Annotated in this window: 13 protein-coding genes; 4 read left to right on the forward strand and 9 right to left on the reverse strand. The window is 60.1% G+C overall.

The features are described 5' to 3' along the window. Positions 1-6: 6 nt before the first annotated feature. The 5 genes from ACP7BX_RS11735 to puuE all read right to left on the reverse strand — a co-directional run bounded on the left by ACP7BX_RS11735 (position 7) and on the right by puuE (position 4466). Positions 7-1308, reverse strand: a complete 1302-nt coding sequence (locus ACP7BX_RS11735) for a urate hydroxylase PuuD (RefSeq protein ID WP_038847470.1) — start codon at positions 1306-1308, stop codon at positions 7-9. Positions 1309-1359: 51 nt separating this feature from the next. Next, entirely contained in the window at positions 1360-1863 is a 504-nt protein-coding gene (locus ACP7BX_RS11740) for an ureidoglycolate lyase (RefSeq protein WP_017137849.1), read from the reverse strand. Between the two features lie 127 nt (positions 1864-1990). Then, a complete protein-coding gene (alc, locus tag ACP7BX_RS11745; RefSeq protein WP_426126570.1) occupies positions 1991-2986 on the reverse strand; it encodes an allantoicase in 996 nt (331 codons plus the stop codon). 41 nt (positions 2987-3027) lie between these two features. After that, positions 3028-3543, reverse strand: a complete 516-nt coding sequence (uraD, locus tag ACP7BX_RS11750; protein WP_038847466.1) for a 2-oxo-4-hydroxy-4-carboxy-5-ureidoimidazoline decarboxylase — start codon at positions 3541-3543, stop codon at positions 3028-3030. Next, positions 3540-4466: an allantoinase PuuE gene (puuE, locus tag ACP7BX_RS11755; protein ID WP_016976357.1), complete on the reverse strand. Its 927-nt coding sequence runs from the start codon at positions 4464-4466 to the stop codon at positions 3540-3542. The genes uraD and puuE overlap by 4 nt, the downstream gene beginning before the upstream one ends. A gap of 345 nt (positions 4467-4811) precedes the next feature. Between puuE and uraH the strand changes: the two genes are divergently transcribed. Both uraH and ACP7BX_RS11765 read left to right on the forward strand, forming a co-directional pair. Further along, positions 4812-5165: a hydroxyisourate hydrolase gene (gene uraH / locus ACP7BX_RS11760; RefSeq protein WP_038847464.1), complete on the forward strand. Its 354-nt coding sequence runs from the start codon at positions 4812-4814 to the stop codon at positions 5163-5165. 145 nt (positions 5166-5310) lie between these two features. Continuing rightward, positions 5311-10476, forward strand: coding sequence for a dermonecrotic toxin domain-containing protein (locus ACP7BX_RS11765; RefSeq protein ID WP_426126573.1), 5166 nt, complete (start codon positions 5311-5313; stop codon positions 10474-10476). Here the strand turns inward: ACP7BX_RS11765 and ACP7BX_RS11770 are convergent. From ACP7BX_RS11770 to ACP7BX_RS11780, 3 genes are all read right to left on the reverse strand, one after another. Next, the gene (locus ACP7BX_RS11770) at positions 10460-11098 is read right to left on the reverse strand and encodes a LysE family translocator (RefSeq protein WP_426126575.1); all 639 of its coding nucleotides are present in this window, start codon (positions 11096-11098) and stop codon (positions 10460-10462) included. The two genes, ACP7BX_RS11765 and ACP7BX_RS11770, sit on opposite strands and share 17 nt — an antisense overlap. A gap of 11 nt (positions 11099-11109) precedes the next feature. Further along, positions 11110-12456, reverse strand: coding sequence for an NCS2 family permease (locus ACP7BX_RS11775; protein WP_033900865.1), 1347 nt, complete (start codon positions 12454-12456; stop codon positions 11110-11112). Between the two features lie 177 nt (positions 12457-12633). Then, positions 12634-13065, reverse strand: a complete 432-nt coding sequence (locus ACP7BX_RS11780) for a MarR family winged helix-turn-helix transcriptional regulator (protein WP_426126577.1) — start codon at positions 13063-13065, stop codon at positions 12634-12636. An 81-nt stretch (positions 13066-13146) separates the two neighbouring features. Between ACP7BX_RS11780 and ACP7BX_RS11785 the strand changes: the two genes are divergently transcribed. Together ACP7BX_RS11785 and ACP7BX_RS11790 are read left to right on the forward strand one after the other, a co-directional pair. After that, entirely contained in the window at positions 13147-14313 is a 1167-nt protein-coding gene (locus ACP7BX_RS11785) for a PLP-dependent aminotransferase family protein (RefSeq protein WP_426126579.1), read from the forward strand. A gap of 10 nt (positions 14314-14323) precedes the next feature. Then, on the forward strand, positions 14324-14926 hold the full coding sequence (locus tag ACP7BX_RS11790; RefSeq protein WP_016976364.1) for a glutathione S-transferase family protein: 603 nt from the start codon (positions 14324-14326) through the stop codon (positions 14924-14926). Here ACP7BX_RS11790 and ACP7BX_RS11795 read toward each other — a convergent pair whose 3' ends face one another. After that, on the reverse strand, positions 14927-15811 hold the full coding sequence (locus ACP7BX_RS11795; RefSeq protein WP_033900868.1) for a LysR family transcriptional regulator: 885 nt from the start codon (positions 15809-15811) through the stop codon (positions 14927-14929). Positions 15812-15815: the final 4 nt, after the last annotated feature.

The raw sequence follows: 15815 nt of genomic DNA on the forward strand, positions 1-15815 counted from the left end.
ACATCGTTAGTTAGTACGGGCTCCCTGATTGATCCAGGTGCCAATCAGATCCCGTTCCTGCTGGGTCATCTGGGTGATGTTGCCCAACGGCATGATCTGGCTCGCCACGGCCTGCGCTTGAATACGAGCGGCCTGTTGCTGGATCTGGGCCGGTGTATCAAACATCACCCCGGCAGGCGCGGTGCTGAACAGCGGGCTGGTGGGCTTGGCCGAATGGCACACGGTGCAACGCTGCTCGATCACGCTGTGCACCTGGCCGAAATCCGTAGTGGCCTGGGCCGGTGCCGGTTCAGCCGCAGGTGCCGCGGGTGCGGCAGGCGCAGCAGGTTTCAAGCCACCGCCCAACGCCGTTTCCGGCAATGGCTGGTACTCGATGGCGGCAGGCGCCTTGGCCACTTCCGGAGCGGTCGACACCGGTTTTGGTCCGGTGACGTACGCCAGGCAAATCATCGCCAACGCGCCCACCGGCAAGGTCCACGCATACTTCTGGCTGTTGTGACGGGTGTTGAAATAATGCCGTACCAACACCGCCGCCACCGCGATACCGGCCAGGATCAGCCAGTTGTATTGGCTGCCGTAGGTGCTCGGGAAGTGGTTGCTGATCATGATGAACAGCACCGGCAAGGTGAAGTAGTTGTTATGGCGCGAACGCAGCAAGCCCTTGGCCGGCAGTGCCGGGTCCGGCGTGCGGTTCTCCGCGATTGCCGCCACCAACGCACGTTGCGCCGGCATGATGATGCGGAACACGTTACCGACCATGATAGTGCCGATCACCGCACCCACGTGCAGGTAGGCGCCACGGCCACTGAACACTTTGCTGAAGCCGTACGCGGCGGCAATCAACAGCACGAACAGGATGAAACCGAGCAGCGCAGGGCGCTTGCCCAGGGCCGAGTCGCAGAGGAAGGAGTAGATGAACCAGCCAGCGAACAGTGAGCCAATGCCCAGCAACACGCCTTCCGGACCACTGAGGCTGCTGCCCGGAGCCAGCAGGTACAAGGTCGGGTTCCAGTAGAACACCACGCACAGCAGCGCAATGCCCGACATCCAGGTGAAATAGGCTTCCCATTTGAACCAATGCAGGTTGTCCGGCATGGTCGGCGGGGCCAGTTTGTATTTTTCCAGGTGGTAGATACCGCCACCGTGGATCGCCCACAAGTCACCGGCCAGGCCGCTCTTGGGGTTGACGCGATTGAGGTTGTTTTCCAGCCAGACAAAGTAGAAAGAAGCGCCGATCCACGCGACGCCCGTGATCATGTGAACCCAGCGCACGCTCAGGTTCAGCCATTCCATCAAATGTGCTTCCACAGTCTTTACCTCTCGCCTGTCACCCTTGTTGTCGGGTGATCAGACCTTCTCTTATTGGTGGGGGGCGAGGATCAACCGCTCATCCTCTTTGAAAAAATGCTCATCGCAGTTATTGCCTGTGCCACTGCGATCAACCACCAGGAAGTCATCCCGCTTTTCGATCGTCAGCACCGGGTGGTGCCAGACGCCGCGATGGTAATTAATGCCCTGCCTGCCGTTGGTGACGAAGGCGCGGACCAAGCCCGATACAGGTTCATCGCCAAGTGGCGCGACCACGATCAGAAAGGGGTTGCCGAGCAGCGGAATGAAAGCCTGGCTGCCCAGCGGGTGTCGTTCCAGCATGCACACGGTCAGCGGCATGTCCTGCGCGTCGGCGCGGAAGATGCTGATGATGGCGTTGTCCTCAGGCGTAGCGGTTTCCACCGTGGCCAGTTTGTGGAAGCGCATGGTCGACCCGTTGTTGATCATGAAGTGATCGCTGCCATCGGTTTCGATAACGTCTCCGAAAGGGGCGAAGGCTTCTTTGGTCAGGGGTTCGATCACGAGTGTGCGCATGGCTGTCTTCTTATCCGAATTTTGTGTTGTTTGTTCTGCCGCCATCGCAGGCAAGCCAGCTCCCACACTTGAATGTATTCACAAATCAAACTGTGGGAGCGGGCTTGCCCGCGATTGGGTTCACCGCTTACTTGGCGACCTTGCCCAGGACCCGCAGGCGGCTCACACCACCATCCGGGAACACATTCAAGCGGATGTGGGTAATCGGGCCCAGCGCCTTGATCTGCTCGGCAAACGTGTGCTCAGCGTGCATTTCCAGCTTCTGCGCCGGCAGCAGTTCGCGCCAGAACAGCGATTGGGTTTCGATCTGGCTGTCGGTGCCGCCTTTCACGAAAGCGCCCTGGATCGAGCAGGTGTCCGGGTAGTTGCCCTTGAAGTGCAGGGTGTCGACGATGATCTTCTCGATCTCGCCCGGATGGCCGAGCGCGACGATCACCCAGTCATTGCCTGGTGTACGACGACGCGCGGTTTCCCAGCCGTCGCCCATGTTGATGCCACGGCCAGGGTTGAGGATGTTGCTCATGCGGCCGAAGTGTTCATCGGAGCAGGCCAGGGCGCGACCACCGTTGAGTGCAGCCGCCAGATCGACCTGTTCGTTGTCGCCCACCGAGGACCAGTCGCGGAACGGCACGCCGTACACACGCAGACGGGCCACGCCGCCATCCGGGTAGATGTTGAAACGCAGGTGGCTGAATGCCTGGTCGTTGTTGATCTCGTGGTAGTGGTGGCTGTTGCCTTGCAGCTCGACGGCCGACAGCACTTCCACCCACTGGGTGTTGTCATCCGGCTCGCCCGAAGCCAGGAAGCAAGCTTCCAGGGAAGCCGACGGCGGGAAGTTGCCGGTGAAGAATGAAGTGTCGATGTCCACGCCTTTGATGCTGCCCGGCACACCCAGGCGGATCACAGCGCTGTCGTAGCCTTCGAAGCGCTTGCGGCGCGACTCCCAGCCGTCCATCCACTTGCCGTTGTCATCGAAAACGCCCTCCTTCCACACGGCCGGGGTCGGCTGGAACAGGCGGTTGGCGTCGGCGAACCAGTCATCGGTCACCGAAAGAATCTTGGTGCCCAGGCGGGCGTCGGCCAGGTTGACGAACTTTTCGAAAGGTACGGCGTAAGCTTTCATTCTTCTTGTCTGCCTTAGAGAGAGTGGCTGGGGATGGTCGTTTAGAGGGTCAGTAATCGGAACAACGCGATCTTGTTGATCTCGGCCAGTGCACACTTGAACTCGGTGTCCACCGAGTTGTGGATGCGCGTTTCGAACGCGGCCAGGATCTGGTGCCGGTTGCTGCCTTTTACCGCCATGATGAAGGGAAACTTGAACTTGGCCTTGTAGGCATCGTTCAGCTCGGTGAAGCGAGAAAACTCTTCGGCCGTGCATTGGTGAATCCCCGCGCCAGCCTGTTCATCAGTGCTGGCTTGGGTGAGTTGGCCCTGGACGGCAGCTTTGCCGGCCAGGTCCGGGTGAGCGTTGATCAGGGCCAGCTGGCTGGCATGATCGGCGCTCAACAGGATGTCGCTCATACGCTGGTGCAGGGTTTCGATTTCATCAATCGAGGGATCCTGGCCCAGGTCGAAGGCCTTTTCGGCCACCCATGGCGAATGTTCGTAGATATCGGCGAAGGCTGCGACGAATTCATCGCGGCTCAGGGTCGAGGGTTTCAGGGTCTGGAACGCAGTCATTTGGCGGCTCCCTTGAAAGGGTGGGTGTCATGCCAGTGACGGGCAATGTCCACTCGGCGAGTGAACCACACCTGTTCGTGACCTTTGACGTATTCGATAAAACGCTTCAACGACGCCAGGCGTGCCGGGCGGCCGATCAGGCGGCAGTGCAGGCCGATGGAGAGCATCTTCGGCGCCTCAGCGCCTTCGGCGTAGAGCACGTCGAACGCGTCCTTGAGGTACTCGAAAAAGTCATCGCCCTTGTTGAAACCCTGCACCTGGGTGAAGCGCATATCGTTGGTGTCCAGGGTGTAGGGGATCACCAAATGCGGCTTGCCGGTGGGATTGTTGGGTTCCCAGTAGGGCAGGTCGTCGTCGTAGGTGTCGCAGTCGTAGAGGAAACCGCCTTCCTCCATCACCAAGCGCCGCGTATTCGGGCCGGTGCGGCCGGTGTACCAGCCCAGTGGGCGCTCGCCGGTCAGCTCGGTGAGGATGCGGATGGCTTCGAGCATGTGCTCACGCTCCTGGGCCTCGTCCATGTACTGATAGTCGATCCAGCGGTAGCCGTGACTGCAGATCTCATGGCCAGCCTCGACCATTGCACGGATCACATCCGGGTGACGCTGGGCGGCCATGGCCACGGCGAAGATGGTCAGCGGGATATCGAATTCTTTAAACAGCTTGAGGATGCGCCACACGCCGGCACGGCTGCCGTATTCGTACAGCGACTCCATGCTCATGTTGCGTGCGCCTTGCAGCGGCTGGGCCGAGACCATTTCCGAGAGGAAGGCTTCGGACTCTTTGTCGCCGTGCAGGATATTGCGCTCGCCACCTTCTTCGTAGTTGAGTACGAAAGACAGCGCAATGCGCGCCTTGCCCGGCCAGTGGGGGTGAGGAGGGTTACTGCCGTAACCGATCAGGTCGCGTGGGTAGTCAGCGCTCACTGCAGTCTTCCTTCTTGTTCGTCGTGTTAGCGATGAGTGATTGTATACAACTTATCGCGCACTTTGTAAGCCTACATTTCTGCATTTTTTCTGCAGGGCTCTAGATGAATGGTGTAGCAAGAAACTTGCCTGGTTGGTCAGCTAATGGACAAAAGGTCTTTTAAAAGCAAGGATAACGGGTCAATTGCCCTGCTGAGCTATGGCGGTAGGCGGATCCAAAGGTTTGTGATTTTTATTGTGTACAATTTTTTTAAAAAGTGTCTTAATCAGCCATCGCCGGCTTTTTCGCTGCCCTGAAAAAGTGCGGATCACTCTTCTACTGACTACGGGAGGCGCGTAGACGCCATGGGACGTTTGACCACACACGTTTTGGATGCCGCACATGGCTGCCCCGGCAGCGCGATCAAGGTTGAGCTGTACCGCGTCGAAGGCGCGCAGCTTGAGCTGGTTGCCACTACGCTGACCAACAGCGACGGCCGCTGCGACGCGCCCTTGTTGCAAGGCGATGATTACCGCAGTGGTGTGTACCAGTTGCAATTCAGCGCCGGTGACTACTACCGCGCCCGTGGCGTGCAACTGCCCGAGCCGGCCTTCCTGGATGTGGTGGTATTGCGCTTTGGCATCAGCGCCGAACAGGATCACTACCATGTCCCGCTCCTGATTTCGCCCTACAGCTACTCCACCTATCGCGGTAGCTAGCGTCACCTCGCTTCACACCCCCAAAGCTCTTCGTTGGTTTTTCGCCCGCCCACACTGCGGGCTTTTTTTCGTCTGGCACTTATGTAACGCACCGATAAAGCGGTGAGTACCTAGGCTCGGTTTTTTCAGCCGTGAAGACGCCGCCATGAGCACCGAAACATCCGATCCTGCGCCCTTTGATTTCGACGACCCTGACATTACCCAGGACGAATGCCTGGCGGCGATTCGCACGCGGTTGGCGTGGCGCTTGAATAGCGCGCCCCGGCCCAGTCGCACGATCAATCAATGGCATGCCACCCAGGCGCGCAATCTACACACCACAAAACAGTTGGGTGAACTGGCTGGGCGGGCGCCGCGCATCCTCTCGGTGATCCGCCACGCCTTGCGCGAAGCGTTTGCCCTGGACCCGGACACCCTGCTGTTTCGCGAGCCGCTACCGCCGCAGCCCGCGCGCCAGGTCGACAACCTGATGGATCGAACCCTGGCGCTGTTTCGTGACCCCGGTGTGCCGATCAACCTCCATCACTTCACGGCACTGAGCCTTGCCGGTGATCCCGAGCGCGCATTGCCCTTCAATGCCTGGGAGGCGCTGTCCCGTGTCAGCAAGCTCAATCTGCCAGCCAGGATCAACGCCGCCATGAAAGGTTACTGGGAGCATCTTGCCCCTGGCTCCTGGCGCTCACGTCGGGAGCGCTGGGCTGAATTGCGCAAGACCGCGTTTGCCGACCAGGCTTTTCTCGCCCACCAGGTGTTTCAACTCTCCCCAGCTGGCTACGCGATGGTCAAGCAGCTGGTGGACGCCCCCAGCGCCGAAGCGCGGCAGCGTGCGGGCGGCGCCTGGGCCACGGTGCAAGTGGGGACGCTGGCCTGGCCCCATGCCAGCGTCGGTGCGCTGGTGATTCCCGGAGCGTTGCACATTTACCGAACGGGGGCGGCGGACGGGCCCCAGGTTATTTACCTGCCGGGGTTGCTGTGTGCGTTTCATGAGTTTCGTTCCTGGCGTCAGGCACAGCAGGACTTGCCTGAACGGGTGCAGAGGTCGTTGCTGAGTGAGTCCTGGCACTACCTGCCGCTCAAGCGTCAGGCGAACATCCCGCTGCAGCCGGGTGTGATGGTGCAGGAGGACGCCCTGGCGCACAGTGCGCAAGCCTTGCTCGACGAGCAATGGAAGAATGAATGGGGGGCGGTGTTGTCGCTCGATTACACCGCGCCGTCAGCGTCGGGAACCCCGCTGCCGAGTCGCAGGGCCTCGCGGTTGCTGGGGTTTATCGAAAAGGGCCGCAAGCGCATGAGCCGTGGCCTGCCGTTCGGAAAGAGTCTGGATGCCTTGCTGGAGTGGGACCGGCAGCGGCGCCAGCACGAGATTGTATTGGGGAGCCAGTCCCCTGACCTGCCGCGCAAGGGGGGCGACCGGCAGCTGCGCCGCTATGAAAACGCATTGCTGGCGCTGTGGATGGACAAAGATTTGCGCCAGCACAGCGATGCCTACCCAGCGTTCCTGGCCCTTGAAAAAGACCACCAGACCCAAGTTGAGACCGTGAACCAATGGCTTCAGTCAGCAGACGCTAGGTTATTCGACGCGAGCTTCTGGCTTGAGCGTCCCGACGGTGGCTCTAAGCGCGCATCGCTGATCTTGAACGCCCAGCGCCGGGCCTGGCGACTGGCGGCGCAGCTTGAGCACCGGCTTGGGTTGATCAAGCAAGTGCACTTGGACCGATTGCTGGAAGTCATCAACACACCCTTGGCGACGCAGCGCGGCAACAGTGACACGCGGGTGTTGCAGGTATCAGTGGGCAACCATCCAGACAATGCCTACCGCCTGATGAGCGTATTTGTGGTCACCACTGTCCGTGCCCTGGCCGAGCCTAATCTGCGCCAGCCGGTCGTCTTGGTGGTGGGCGGCGAGTTGGGCGGGCTGGCGGTATTCGAGCAGCTGGAACGTTTGTCCCAAGGGCTGCGCGCAAGCTTAGGTAGCCGTGACAGTTCGGTGTTGTGGCGTTGCATCGGCCGCGATGTACGTTCTGCCGCACGCTTTAGCCTGGCCAAGTCGGTGCACGTGGGCTACAGCGCTGTGGACCACGATGTGTTGTATGAAGATTTCAAGACGCAGGTTGAGCACCATGCCCGACTGCACAAACGCCTGGATGAGCCTGGCCGGTTATTCAGTGAAGTCAGTGATGCTTCCTTGGGGCGAACGCTCTTGGCGCAAGAGCTACGCGAGCATTTGAGCGTACCGATTAATCAGAGCCGCACGCTTGCCCTGGCCAATGTGGCGTTCATGCGGTTCGCCGCCGAGCAGGGGAAAAGCCAACCGGCGTGGCTTGCCGCGGCCACGGCGGACCAGCGTAAACCCTACCAGCGCTTGCAGCGCCGCTATGTATCCAGCGCGCTGGCGCAGGAAAGCCGTCTATGGCAAATCCTGCCGTCGTTGCATGGGTTTGCCCGGGGGCTGTTGGTGCAGCAACTGACACAGGATGGGTTCTATCCGGAACTGGATGTGGATAAGCCGCTGTTGAATATGCCCGATGATGTCGGCTCTCAATATTGCGGCTGGTTTTCCAGTCAATGCGTGGTGGGTGATCGTCACGTCAAAAAGATCGTCAGCTCCGAACGCACCACCTTTAGCCTGTTGGAACTGGCCCTGCATAACCTCGACGCCCAGGCGCCCTGGACGCAATGGCGCTTGAACCGGGCGCGCTACCTGCAGCCGGAGTTGAAAGAGCGATTGAATCCGCGCTATTTGATCAAGACATTGTCGGCACTGGACATTGGCGGTCAATACGACGCGTTGATCCAGCGTGCATTCAGTCCGGCGCCCACCGGGCTTTCCCGGCCGTTGATTGACCGGGCTACGCAGCACCTGGCTAGCATGCAGCTGTATTCGGCCACGCGGCAGGGTCTCTCGGCGGCAGGCCAAAGTTTGTTCAACACGGCATTGTCGGCCCGTTTACCTGCCGACCTGTACAAAAACGGCCACCAGATCAGCCTGTCCTTTGTGCGCCTGCGCGGCTACACGATGCAACATGATCGGCATGTCGCCGGTGTGCTGGTGATCATCGACCAGCTCAACCTGCTGTGTCTGGTGTATTGGCCGTCTGCGACGGTTTTTCCGGTGCTGGCCGAGTTCAGCACGTGGGAGCGGGCGAGGACGGCATTGCATCAATTGAATGCCATGCCTGGCGGTATCAAGGAGCTAGCGCACAGAGTGGCGCCCGGTTGGGAGCGTGAGGCGCTGGCCAGCTATTTCGGACGCGGAGCCTCGTCCGTATCGTTAAAGCGCTTGATCAGGTTCGTGCCCATGGTTGGACGCCACGACAACGTACTCGCGGTGGTCGAGACGATTAAACGACTTATTCGCGAATTCAAAATAAAACACACGATGCCTGTTGCAAATGTGCAGGCCATCGAGGCGATTATCAACGAGCAAATCGACGCTGCGCCCACCGCTTGGCTGGATTTTGTCCTGACCGCCCATAGCGATATCCAGGCACTGCTCGCCCACACCCACATGCTCGAAATCCAACAACGCGCCCATGCCCGCGCCACGTCCAGTGCAACGCTGGCGCGTTACCGTGAACAGCGCCTTGGCGATCAATGGAACGCCTCGTTGCGTGGCATTCTGTCTTTTGTGCCACTGCTTGGCACGGCGATCGGGCTGTATGAACTGTTTCTGGCCTCCAAGCGCTACCACCACAGCCAGCGCCCCGAGGACGCGGTGGATGTGGCATTCCTGACGTTGATGGTGTTCATCGACCTGCTGACCTTACTCGTACCGGGGCCCAAAACGTCCAAGACCGCAGGCGTGCGCAGTGGGTTGAACCAGCTGCATCGACGGGGCAGCCACTTGTCACTGCCGCCGGCGCCGCGCCCGGTCAAGGTGTTGGAGCGCCTCAGCAAGCCCCTTTCCACCGAAGGCGCCTTACCGCTGCAAGGGCTGGGAGAGAAGGGCGTGTATGTAAAAAACGGCGAGCTGTTTTTGGTTGACGGCGAGCACCGCTATCCCGTGTATCGACGTGGCGATGAGTCGGCGTTGCGAGTAAAGAGTCCGGGTGGCGAGGCCGAGGGAGAACTGCTGCTCTATATCCGGGAAAACCGCGAATGGTCGCTGGACGCCGATGCACCTCAACCGGGGCCCAGTTCGCAACCCCTCCTTCCTTGGCATGCACCGGTGGAGCCGTCGTCTGACTGGTGGCCGCCGATTGTCCGCACAGCGACGGAAAGCCGGATTCTCCAGTCCGTCGCGACGACTCCCCAGTGGCCGGATTGGCGTATGCATATTCCGATTACGCCCCAATTGAGCTCACCGGCGCCCGGTGTATTTCGTGTCCCTGTCAATGGCCGTGGGTTTGACTTCAATGTCCTGCGCGTCGCGCCCCCGAACACCAGCCTGGGCGGGCCATTGAGTGCATATTACAGGTTGTTGCCCCAAGGCCCTCAAGCGCCTTTGAACCGCATCGTCTTTATCACGAAGAATGAGCCGTTGGTTTCTTTCGCCCATGTGGATATAGATCGTTGGACCCGCACGGCGCTAGGTGAGCAGCCTATACCAGCAACACGTTCACCCCTGGGTGAATGGCGATTGCATGCGCCACTGTTTGATCGACCGCTACCGGACTACGTGGGTCAGGCCTTTCCAACCATGACCCCCAAAACCCGGGAGTTCGTTGTCGCAAGGATCGTTGAGTTGGCGGGGCCGCAGCGTCCTGCGACGGCGACGCATTTGCTCAATCTGCGAGCAACGCTGGACGAATGGTTGCCCCCACCTCCCGCCAGGCCTGGGCAGACGGATGATTTGCTGAGGCTGTTGCGACCTTCCAGGCGGGGGGAGAACAGTACATTTATCAGTTATCAAGGCGCATCGCCTGGCATGTATCGCGTTGACTTCGCTCTACCGTTCCCGCTGGATCGAGTGCTCCATCGCGGTGGCAAGGCGGTTGCTGGACAAAGAGATACCGTCCAGCGTGCAGCCGTCAAAGGAGTGCTGGAGGAACAAGGGTTTACTGTACGGGAGTTCCGGATCATACGTCGCGCTACGGTCTCACAAGAGGGAATCGCGACGCACCCCGGTTCGCCAGGCCAGGTGTACTACCTTTCCTATGCTTGGTTTGACAAGGGGCACCTGCGTTTAGGCAGTCGATTGACGGATGACTGGATTGCCGCGGCAGACTGGCGTTACATGACGGCGACTGTATCCGCCGAGATCCACATAGCGCTGCAGGAGCAACGCTTGGGCCGGATCCTGGCGGGCATCCAATGGCCGGTTGCGGGGGATGTGCCGCCAAGCGTCTATTTCATCAAATTGACGCCCTGAGGTTTATCAGCGAGAGCACACCCGCGCCACTGAACAGCGCTGCACTCACGCGGTTGAACCAGCTTTGGCCCTTGCCGCTACGCAGGTAACGCGCAGCCCCGTGGGCACTCAGGCCGTAGAACAGTTTGCACAGCAGATCGAGGGCCGTCCACGTAGCAATCATGATCAGCAACTGCGGCAAGAATGCCCGGTCGCTGTGGAGGAATTGCGGCAGGAAAGCGGCAAAAAACAGGATGTCCTTGGGGTTGCTGGCGCCCAGTACAAACGCCCGGCCAAACAGTGCACCAAAGCGCGGAACTGGTGCGCTGTAGGGCACCTCTGCCGCCTTGGCCGGTTGCCGTGATTGCTGCCAGCTCTGCCACGCGAGGTAGAACAGGTACGCCGCGCCGACGATCTTCAAGGCATTGAACAATTGCTCCGAAGCCAGCAGCAGCGCGCCCAGGCCCAGGGCCGAGGCGCTCAACAGGCAGATCGAGGCAAACACCCCACCAAGAAACGCTGGATACGAGCGGCGCAGGCCGTAGTTGAGACTGTTGCTGATCATCAGCAATGACAGGGGGCCCGGGATCAGGATCACCACCAATGCAGCGCCGCTAAACAGTAGCCAGGTTTCCAGGTTCATCCGTTACTCCTTTATAGAAATATGAATTTGGCGATAAAGATCGCGCACAGCACCCACAGGCTGACGGAAATCTCGCGGTACTTGCCGGTGCCGGCCTTGAGCGCCACGTAAGTGATAAAGCCCAGGGCGATACCGTCGGCAACCGAGAAGGTCAGCGGCATCATGATCGCCGTGACGATCGCCGGAATGCTGTCGGTGGCTTCGTCCCAATTGATATGGGCCATGCTTGCCATCATCAGCATCGCGACATAAATCAGCGCGCCCGCAGTGGCATACGCCGGAATCATCCCTGCCAGCGGGGCAAAAAACATCGCCGCCACAAACAGCACACCCACGGTCACGGCAGTGAGCCCCGTGCGCCCGCCAGCGGCCACGCCGGCAGCGCTTTCCACATAGCTGGTCACTGGTGGCACACCGACCATTGCACCAAACACGCTGGAGGCGCTGTCGGCCTTCAATGCGCGGGACAGGTTGTCGATCTTGCCATCGGCATTGACCAGCCCGGCCCGTTGCGCGACGCCCATCAGTGTACCTGCGGTGTCAAACATGTGTACAAAAAGAAATGCGAATACCACGCTAATCATGCTGACATTGAATACACCTTTGATATCCATGGCCATCCAGGTGGGCGCCAGGCTTGGCGGTGTAGACACCATGCCGTTGTAATGCACCAAGTCCAGGCCCCAGCCAGCCAAGGTGACAGCGATGATGCTGATCAGGATCGCACCGAACACGCGGTGGTAGCTGAGGATGGCGATCAGCAAGAAGCACACCGCCGCCAGCAGTGGCGCGGGTTCATGCAGCGAACCGAGCTTGATCAACGTGGCTGGGCTCTCGACGATGATCCCGGCGGTTTTCAGGCCGATCACCCCGAGGAACAGACCCACGCCCGCGCCCATGGCATGGCGCAGGCTCACGGGGATGCTGTTGAGCAGCCATTCGCGCACGCGGGAAAGGGTCAGGCCCATGAACAGCACGCCAGAGATAAACACCGCACCCAGCGCGGTTTCCCAGGTGTAGCCCATGGTGCCGACCACCGTATAGGTGAAAAACGCGTTCAAGCCCATGCCCGGCGCCAGGCCCACTGGCCAGTTGGCATACAAGCCCATCAGCAGGCAACCCAGCGCGGCAGCGATGCAGGTGGCGACAAATGCCGCGCCATGGTCAATGCCGGCGTCGGCCATGATGTTGGGGTTGACGAAGATGATGTAGGCCATGGTGATAAAGGTGGTGAGGCCGGCGATCAGCTCGGTCTTCACTGTGGTGCCATGCAAGCTGAGCTTGAACAGGCGTTCTAGCCAACTGTTATTAGGCGGGGCGATGTCCAGCGTAGGGGCTTCGGATTTGCGGCTATCCACAGCGAGTACTCCTCAAGAGTTTTATTGTTATTTCCAGCGCCGGTCACGGATGTGGGCAACAGCGCTTTGAGGTACTGGCGGGTTTTGTTGACCAATAGGTCAGGAACTCGCACGAGGCGAATTATGCTTTTGTATACAAATAAAGCAAATAATGTTTTCGAATAGCGCTGCGAAGGGCTAGTTCGCGCTCAATGCCTGATTGACCGCCAGCCATCCGGCGACCGCTTCTTCGCCGGCCTCGCTGAACGCACGTTGCAACAGTTTTACCTGTTCACGGCGCAACGACTGTTCGAAACGCAGGCCTTCCTCAGTCAATTCGAGCAGGCGTTTGCGCTTGTCGGTCTCGGAGGCAACGCTGATCACCAGGTGCATTTCCTGCAATTGCCGCAGAGGAATGTTCAGGGCTTGCTTACTCACGCCGAGCAATTCCAGCAGTTCCTTCACGCTCAAGGTCGGGTAGCGCGCGATAAAAAACACAATGCGCTGATGCACCCGGCTCAGGCCGCGGCGCTCAAGCATTTCATCGGCCTTGGCGGTAAACGCCTGGTAGCCGAAGAAGAACGCTTCCATCGCTTCTTGCTGAGCGGTGGGATTTTTAAGGTCAAGCATATTGACGTATCCGTGTGAGTTGTCGTAATTTCGGTCAACCAGTTTGACGTATTTTCCACAGGCTTCGCTACCGGTGACCTTATGGCCTTCTCTGAACGTGTTACGCGCCTCAAAAGCTCCTTGATCCGTGAAATCCTCGCGGCAGCCCAGCGCCCGGAAGTGATGTCGTTTGCCGGTGGCCTGCCGGCCGAAGCCATGTTGCCCGCGCTGAACTGGGACGACATGCCCCTCAACATCGGCCAATACGGCATGAGCGAAGGCGAGCCACAGTTGCGTGAGTTACTCGCCGCCGAAGCCCGCGCACTCGGCGTGCCGTGCCAGGCCAGCCAGGTACTGGTGGTCAGCGGCTCCCAGCAAACCCTGGACCTGGCGGCCAAGCTGTACATCGACAAAGGCACGCAGATTCTGCTGGAAGGCCCGACTTACCTGGCCGCGTTGCAGATCTTCCAACTGTTCGGCGCCGATTGTCTTACCGTACAACTGGAGGCCGACGGCCCGAACCTGAGCGCGTTGCGCGCCAGCCTCGAACGCCATCGTCCGGCGTTCATCTACCTGATCCCGACCTTCCAGAACCCGTCGGCCGTGCGCTACAGCGAAGCCAAGCGCGAAGCCGTCGCCGCGTTGCTCGATGAGTTCGGCGTGACCCTGATCGAAGACGAACCCTACCGCGAACTGACCTTCGACGGCGGCAGTGCCAAACCCATCGCCGGGCGCCTGAAGAAGGCCAGTTGGATCTACACCGGCACCGTGTCCAAGACCCTGTTGCCCGGCCTGCGCGTCGGCTACCTGATCGCCAGCCCGGACCTGTTCCCGCACCTGCTCAAGCTCAAGCAATCGGCTGACCTGCACACCAACCGTGTGGGCCAATGGCAGGCAATGCAGTGGATCGGCAGCGAAAAATACCAACAGCATCTGGTGGAACTGCGCAGTTTTTACCGCCAGCGCCGCGATGCATTCCAGGCGGCGCTACAGTGTCATTTCGCCGATCTGGCCGACTGGCAAGTGCCCCAAGGTGGATTATTCTTCTGGCTGACCTTGAAACAGCCACTCGACACCCGCACCTTGTTGGCGCAAGCGCTGGAACAGAACGTCGCGTTCATGCCCGGTGAACCGTTCTTTTCCGAGCCGGACCAGCATCACGGTTCGTTGCGCCTCAATTTCAGCCATATCGACCCGGCCCGCCTCGACGAAGGTCTCAAGCGCCTGGCCGCGGTGGTCCGTCAAGCACAGCACGCGCAAGCGGCATAAGGGGAGCCCCATGTACAAGGTTTATGGCGATTACAAGTCGGGCAACTGCTACAAGATCAAATTGATGCTCAGCCTGCTGGGCATCCCGTATCAATGGATCGATGTGGACATCCTCAAGGGTGACACCCAGACCGCCGAATTCCTGGCGAAGAACCCCAACGGCAAGATCCCCGTGCTGGAACTGGAAGACGGCACCTGCCTGTGGGAGTCCAACGCGATTCTCAACTTCCTGGCCGATGGCAGTGAATTCCTGCCGTCCGAGCCGCGCCTGCGCACCCAAGTGCTGCAATGGCAGTTCTTCGAGCAGTACAGCCACGAGCCGTACATTGCGGTGGCGCGGTTTATCCAGTTTTACCTGGGGCTGCCCGAGGATCGCCTGGAGGAATACAAGAAGCTGCACAAGGGCGGCTACAAAGCGCTCAAGGTCATGGAGCGCCAATTGCAGCTCACGCCGTACCTGGTGGGTGATCAGTTCTCCATCGCCGATGTGGCCTTGTATGCCTACACCCATGTGGCGAATGAGGGTGGTTTTGAGTTAGAGGCTTATCCGGGTGTGCAGGCATGGTTGAAGCGTGTTGCCAGCCATCCCAAGCATGTGGCGATGCTGGATTGATCAGCCGCGCAATTCGTTGCTCAATAACTCGAAACACCGCTGCGCTGCCGGGCTCAAGCCCATCCCACTGCGACTGATCAAACCGATCTCCCGGTTCACGCCGGGATGATCGATGTTGATGCGCTTCAATCCCTCCAAACTGTCCGCCGCCGACTCCGGCAGCACACTGATTCCCAGCCCCTGGCGCACCAGGGCCAATACCGTCGACATGTAGTTGGCCTCCATCCCGGCGTTCATTGTCAGGCGTGTCTCATCGAACAGCGCATCCACTTGTTCGCGCACGCTGCTGTCGCGCCCGGTAAGGATGATCGGCTGGTCGGCCAATTGCTCCAGGGTCAGTTGGCGATGGCGGGTGAGCGGATGATCCACCGGTACAAACGCACACAGGCGATCATTCAACACCGGCACGAATTCCAGGCCATGGCTGAGCCGCGCGCGCACGCCGATACCGAAATCCACCTCGCCGGAACGCACCTGGGCATGAATACGGTGGGCCACCAGGTCATGCAGACGTACCTCGATTCCGGCAAAGCGCTCGCGAAACAAGCGTAGAACCGGCGGCAAACTGCCGGCGCACACCGAGGGCAGGGCGGCGATGGTGACCACGCCCCGGCGCAGGGCGGCAAGGTCGCGGGAGCCGGTGACGATGTTGTCCAGGTCCAGCAGCAGTTTTTCCATGGGGCCGCGCGCGTCCTGGCCGGCGGCGGTGAGGCTGACGTGGCGCGGGCTGCGGTCGAGCAGGGCGACGCCAAGCCAGTCTTCCAGTTGCTGCACCTGCACCGTCAGCGCCGAAGGTGACAGATGCAGCTCATTGGCAGCCTTGGTGAAGCTGCCCGTGCGAGCCACTGCCAGGAACGCCTGAATGTGTTGGATACTGTTCTTCATTTTG

Source organism: Pseudomonas sp. DWP3-1-3b3 (assembly GCF_049896305.1).
GTDB lineage: Bacteria > Pseudomonadota > Gammaproteobacteria > Pseudomonadales > Pseudomonadaceae > Aquipseudomonas > Aquipseudomonas azotoformans_A.

Bases quoted from the DNA above. Each gene is read 5' to 3' on its own strand.
- ACP7BX_RS11780 (WP_426126577.1), bottom strand. From the start codon at position 13,065: ATGCTTGACCTTAAAAATCCCACCGCTCAGCAAGAAGCGATGGAAGCG.
- ACP7BX_RS11790 (WP_016976364.1), top strand. From the start codon at position 14,324: ATGTACAAGGTTTATGGCGATTACAAGTCGGGCAACTGCTACAAGATC.
- uraD (WP_038847466.1), bottom strand. From the start codon at position 3,543: ATGACTGCGTTCCAGACCCTGAAACCCTCGACCCTGAGCCGCGATGAA.
- uraH (WP_038847464.1), top strand. From the start codon at position 4,812: ATGGGACGTTTGACCACACACGTTTTGGATGCCGCACATGGCTGCCCC.
- ACP7BX_RS11785 (WP_426126579.1), top strand. From the start codon at position 13,147: ATGGCCTTCTCTGAACGTGTTACGCGCCTCAAAAGCTCCTTGATCCGT.
- ACP7BX_RS11795 (WP_033900868.1), bottom strand. From the start codon at position 15,811: ATGAAGAACAGTATCCAACACATTCAGGCGTTCCTGGCAGTGGCTCGC.
- ACP7BX_RS11765 (WP_426126573.1), top strand. From the start codon at position 5,311: ATGAGCACCGAAACATCCGATCCTGCGCCCTTTGATTTCGACGACCCT.
- ACP7BX_RS11770 (WP_426126575.1), bottom strand. From the start codon at position 11,098: ATGAACCTGGAAACCTGGCTACTGTTTAGCGGCGCTGCATTGGTGGTG.
- alc (WP_426126570.1), bottom strand. From the start codon at position 2,986: ATGAAAGCTTACGCCGTACCTTTCGAAAAGTTCGTCAACCTGGCCGAC.
- ACP7BX_RS11740 (WP_017137849.1), bottom strand. From the start codon at position 1,863: ATGCGCACACTCGTGATCGAACCCCTGACCAAAGAAGCCTTCGCCCCT.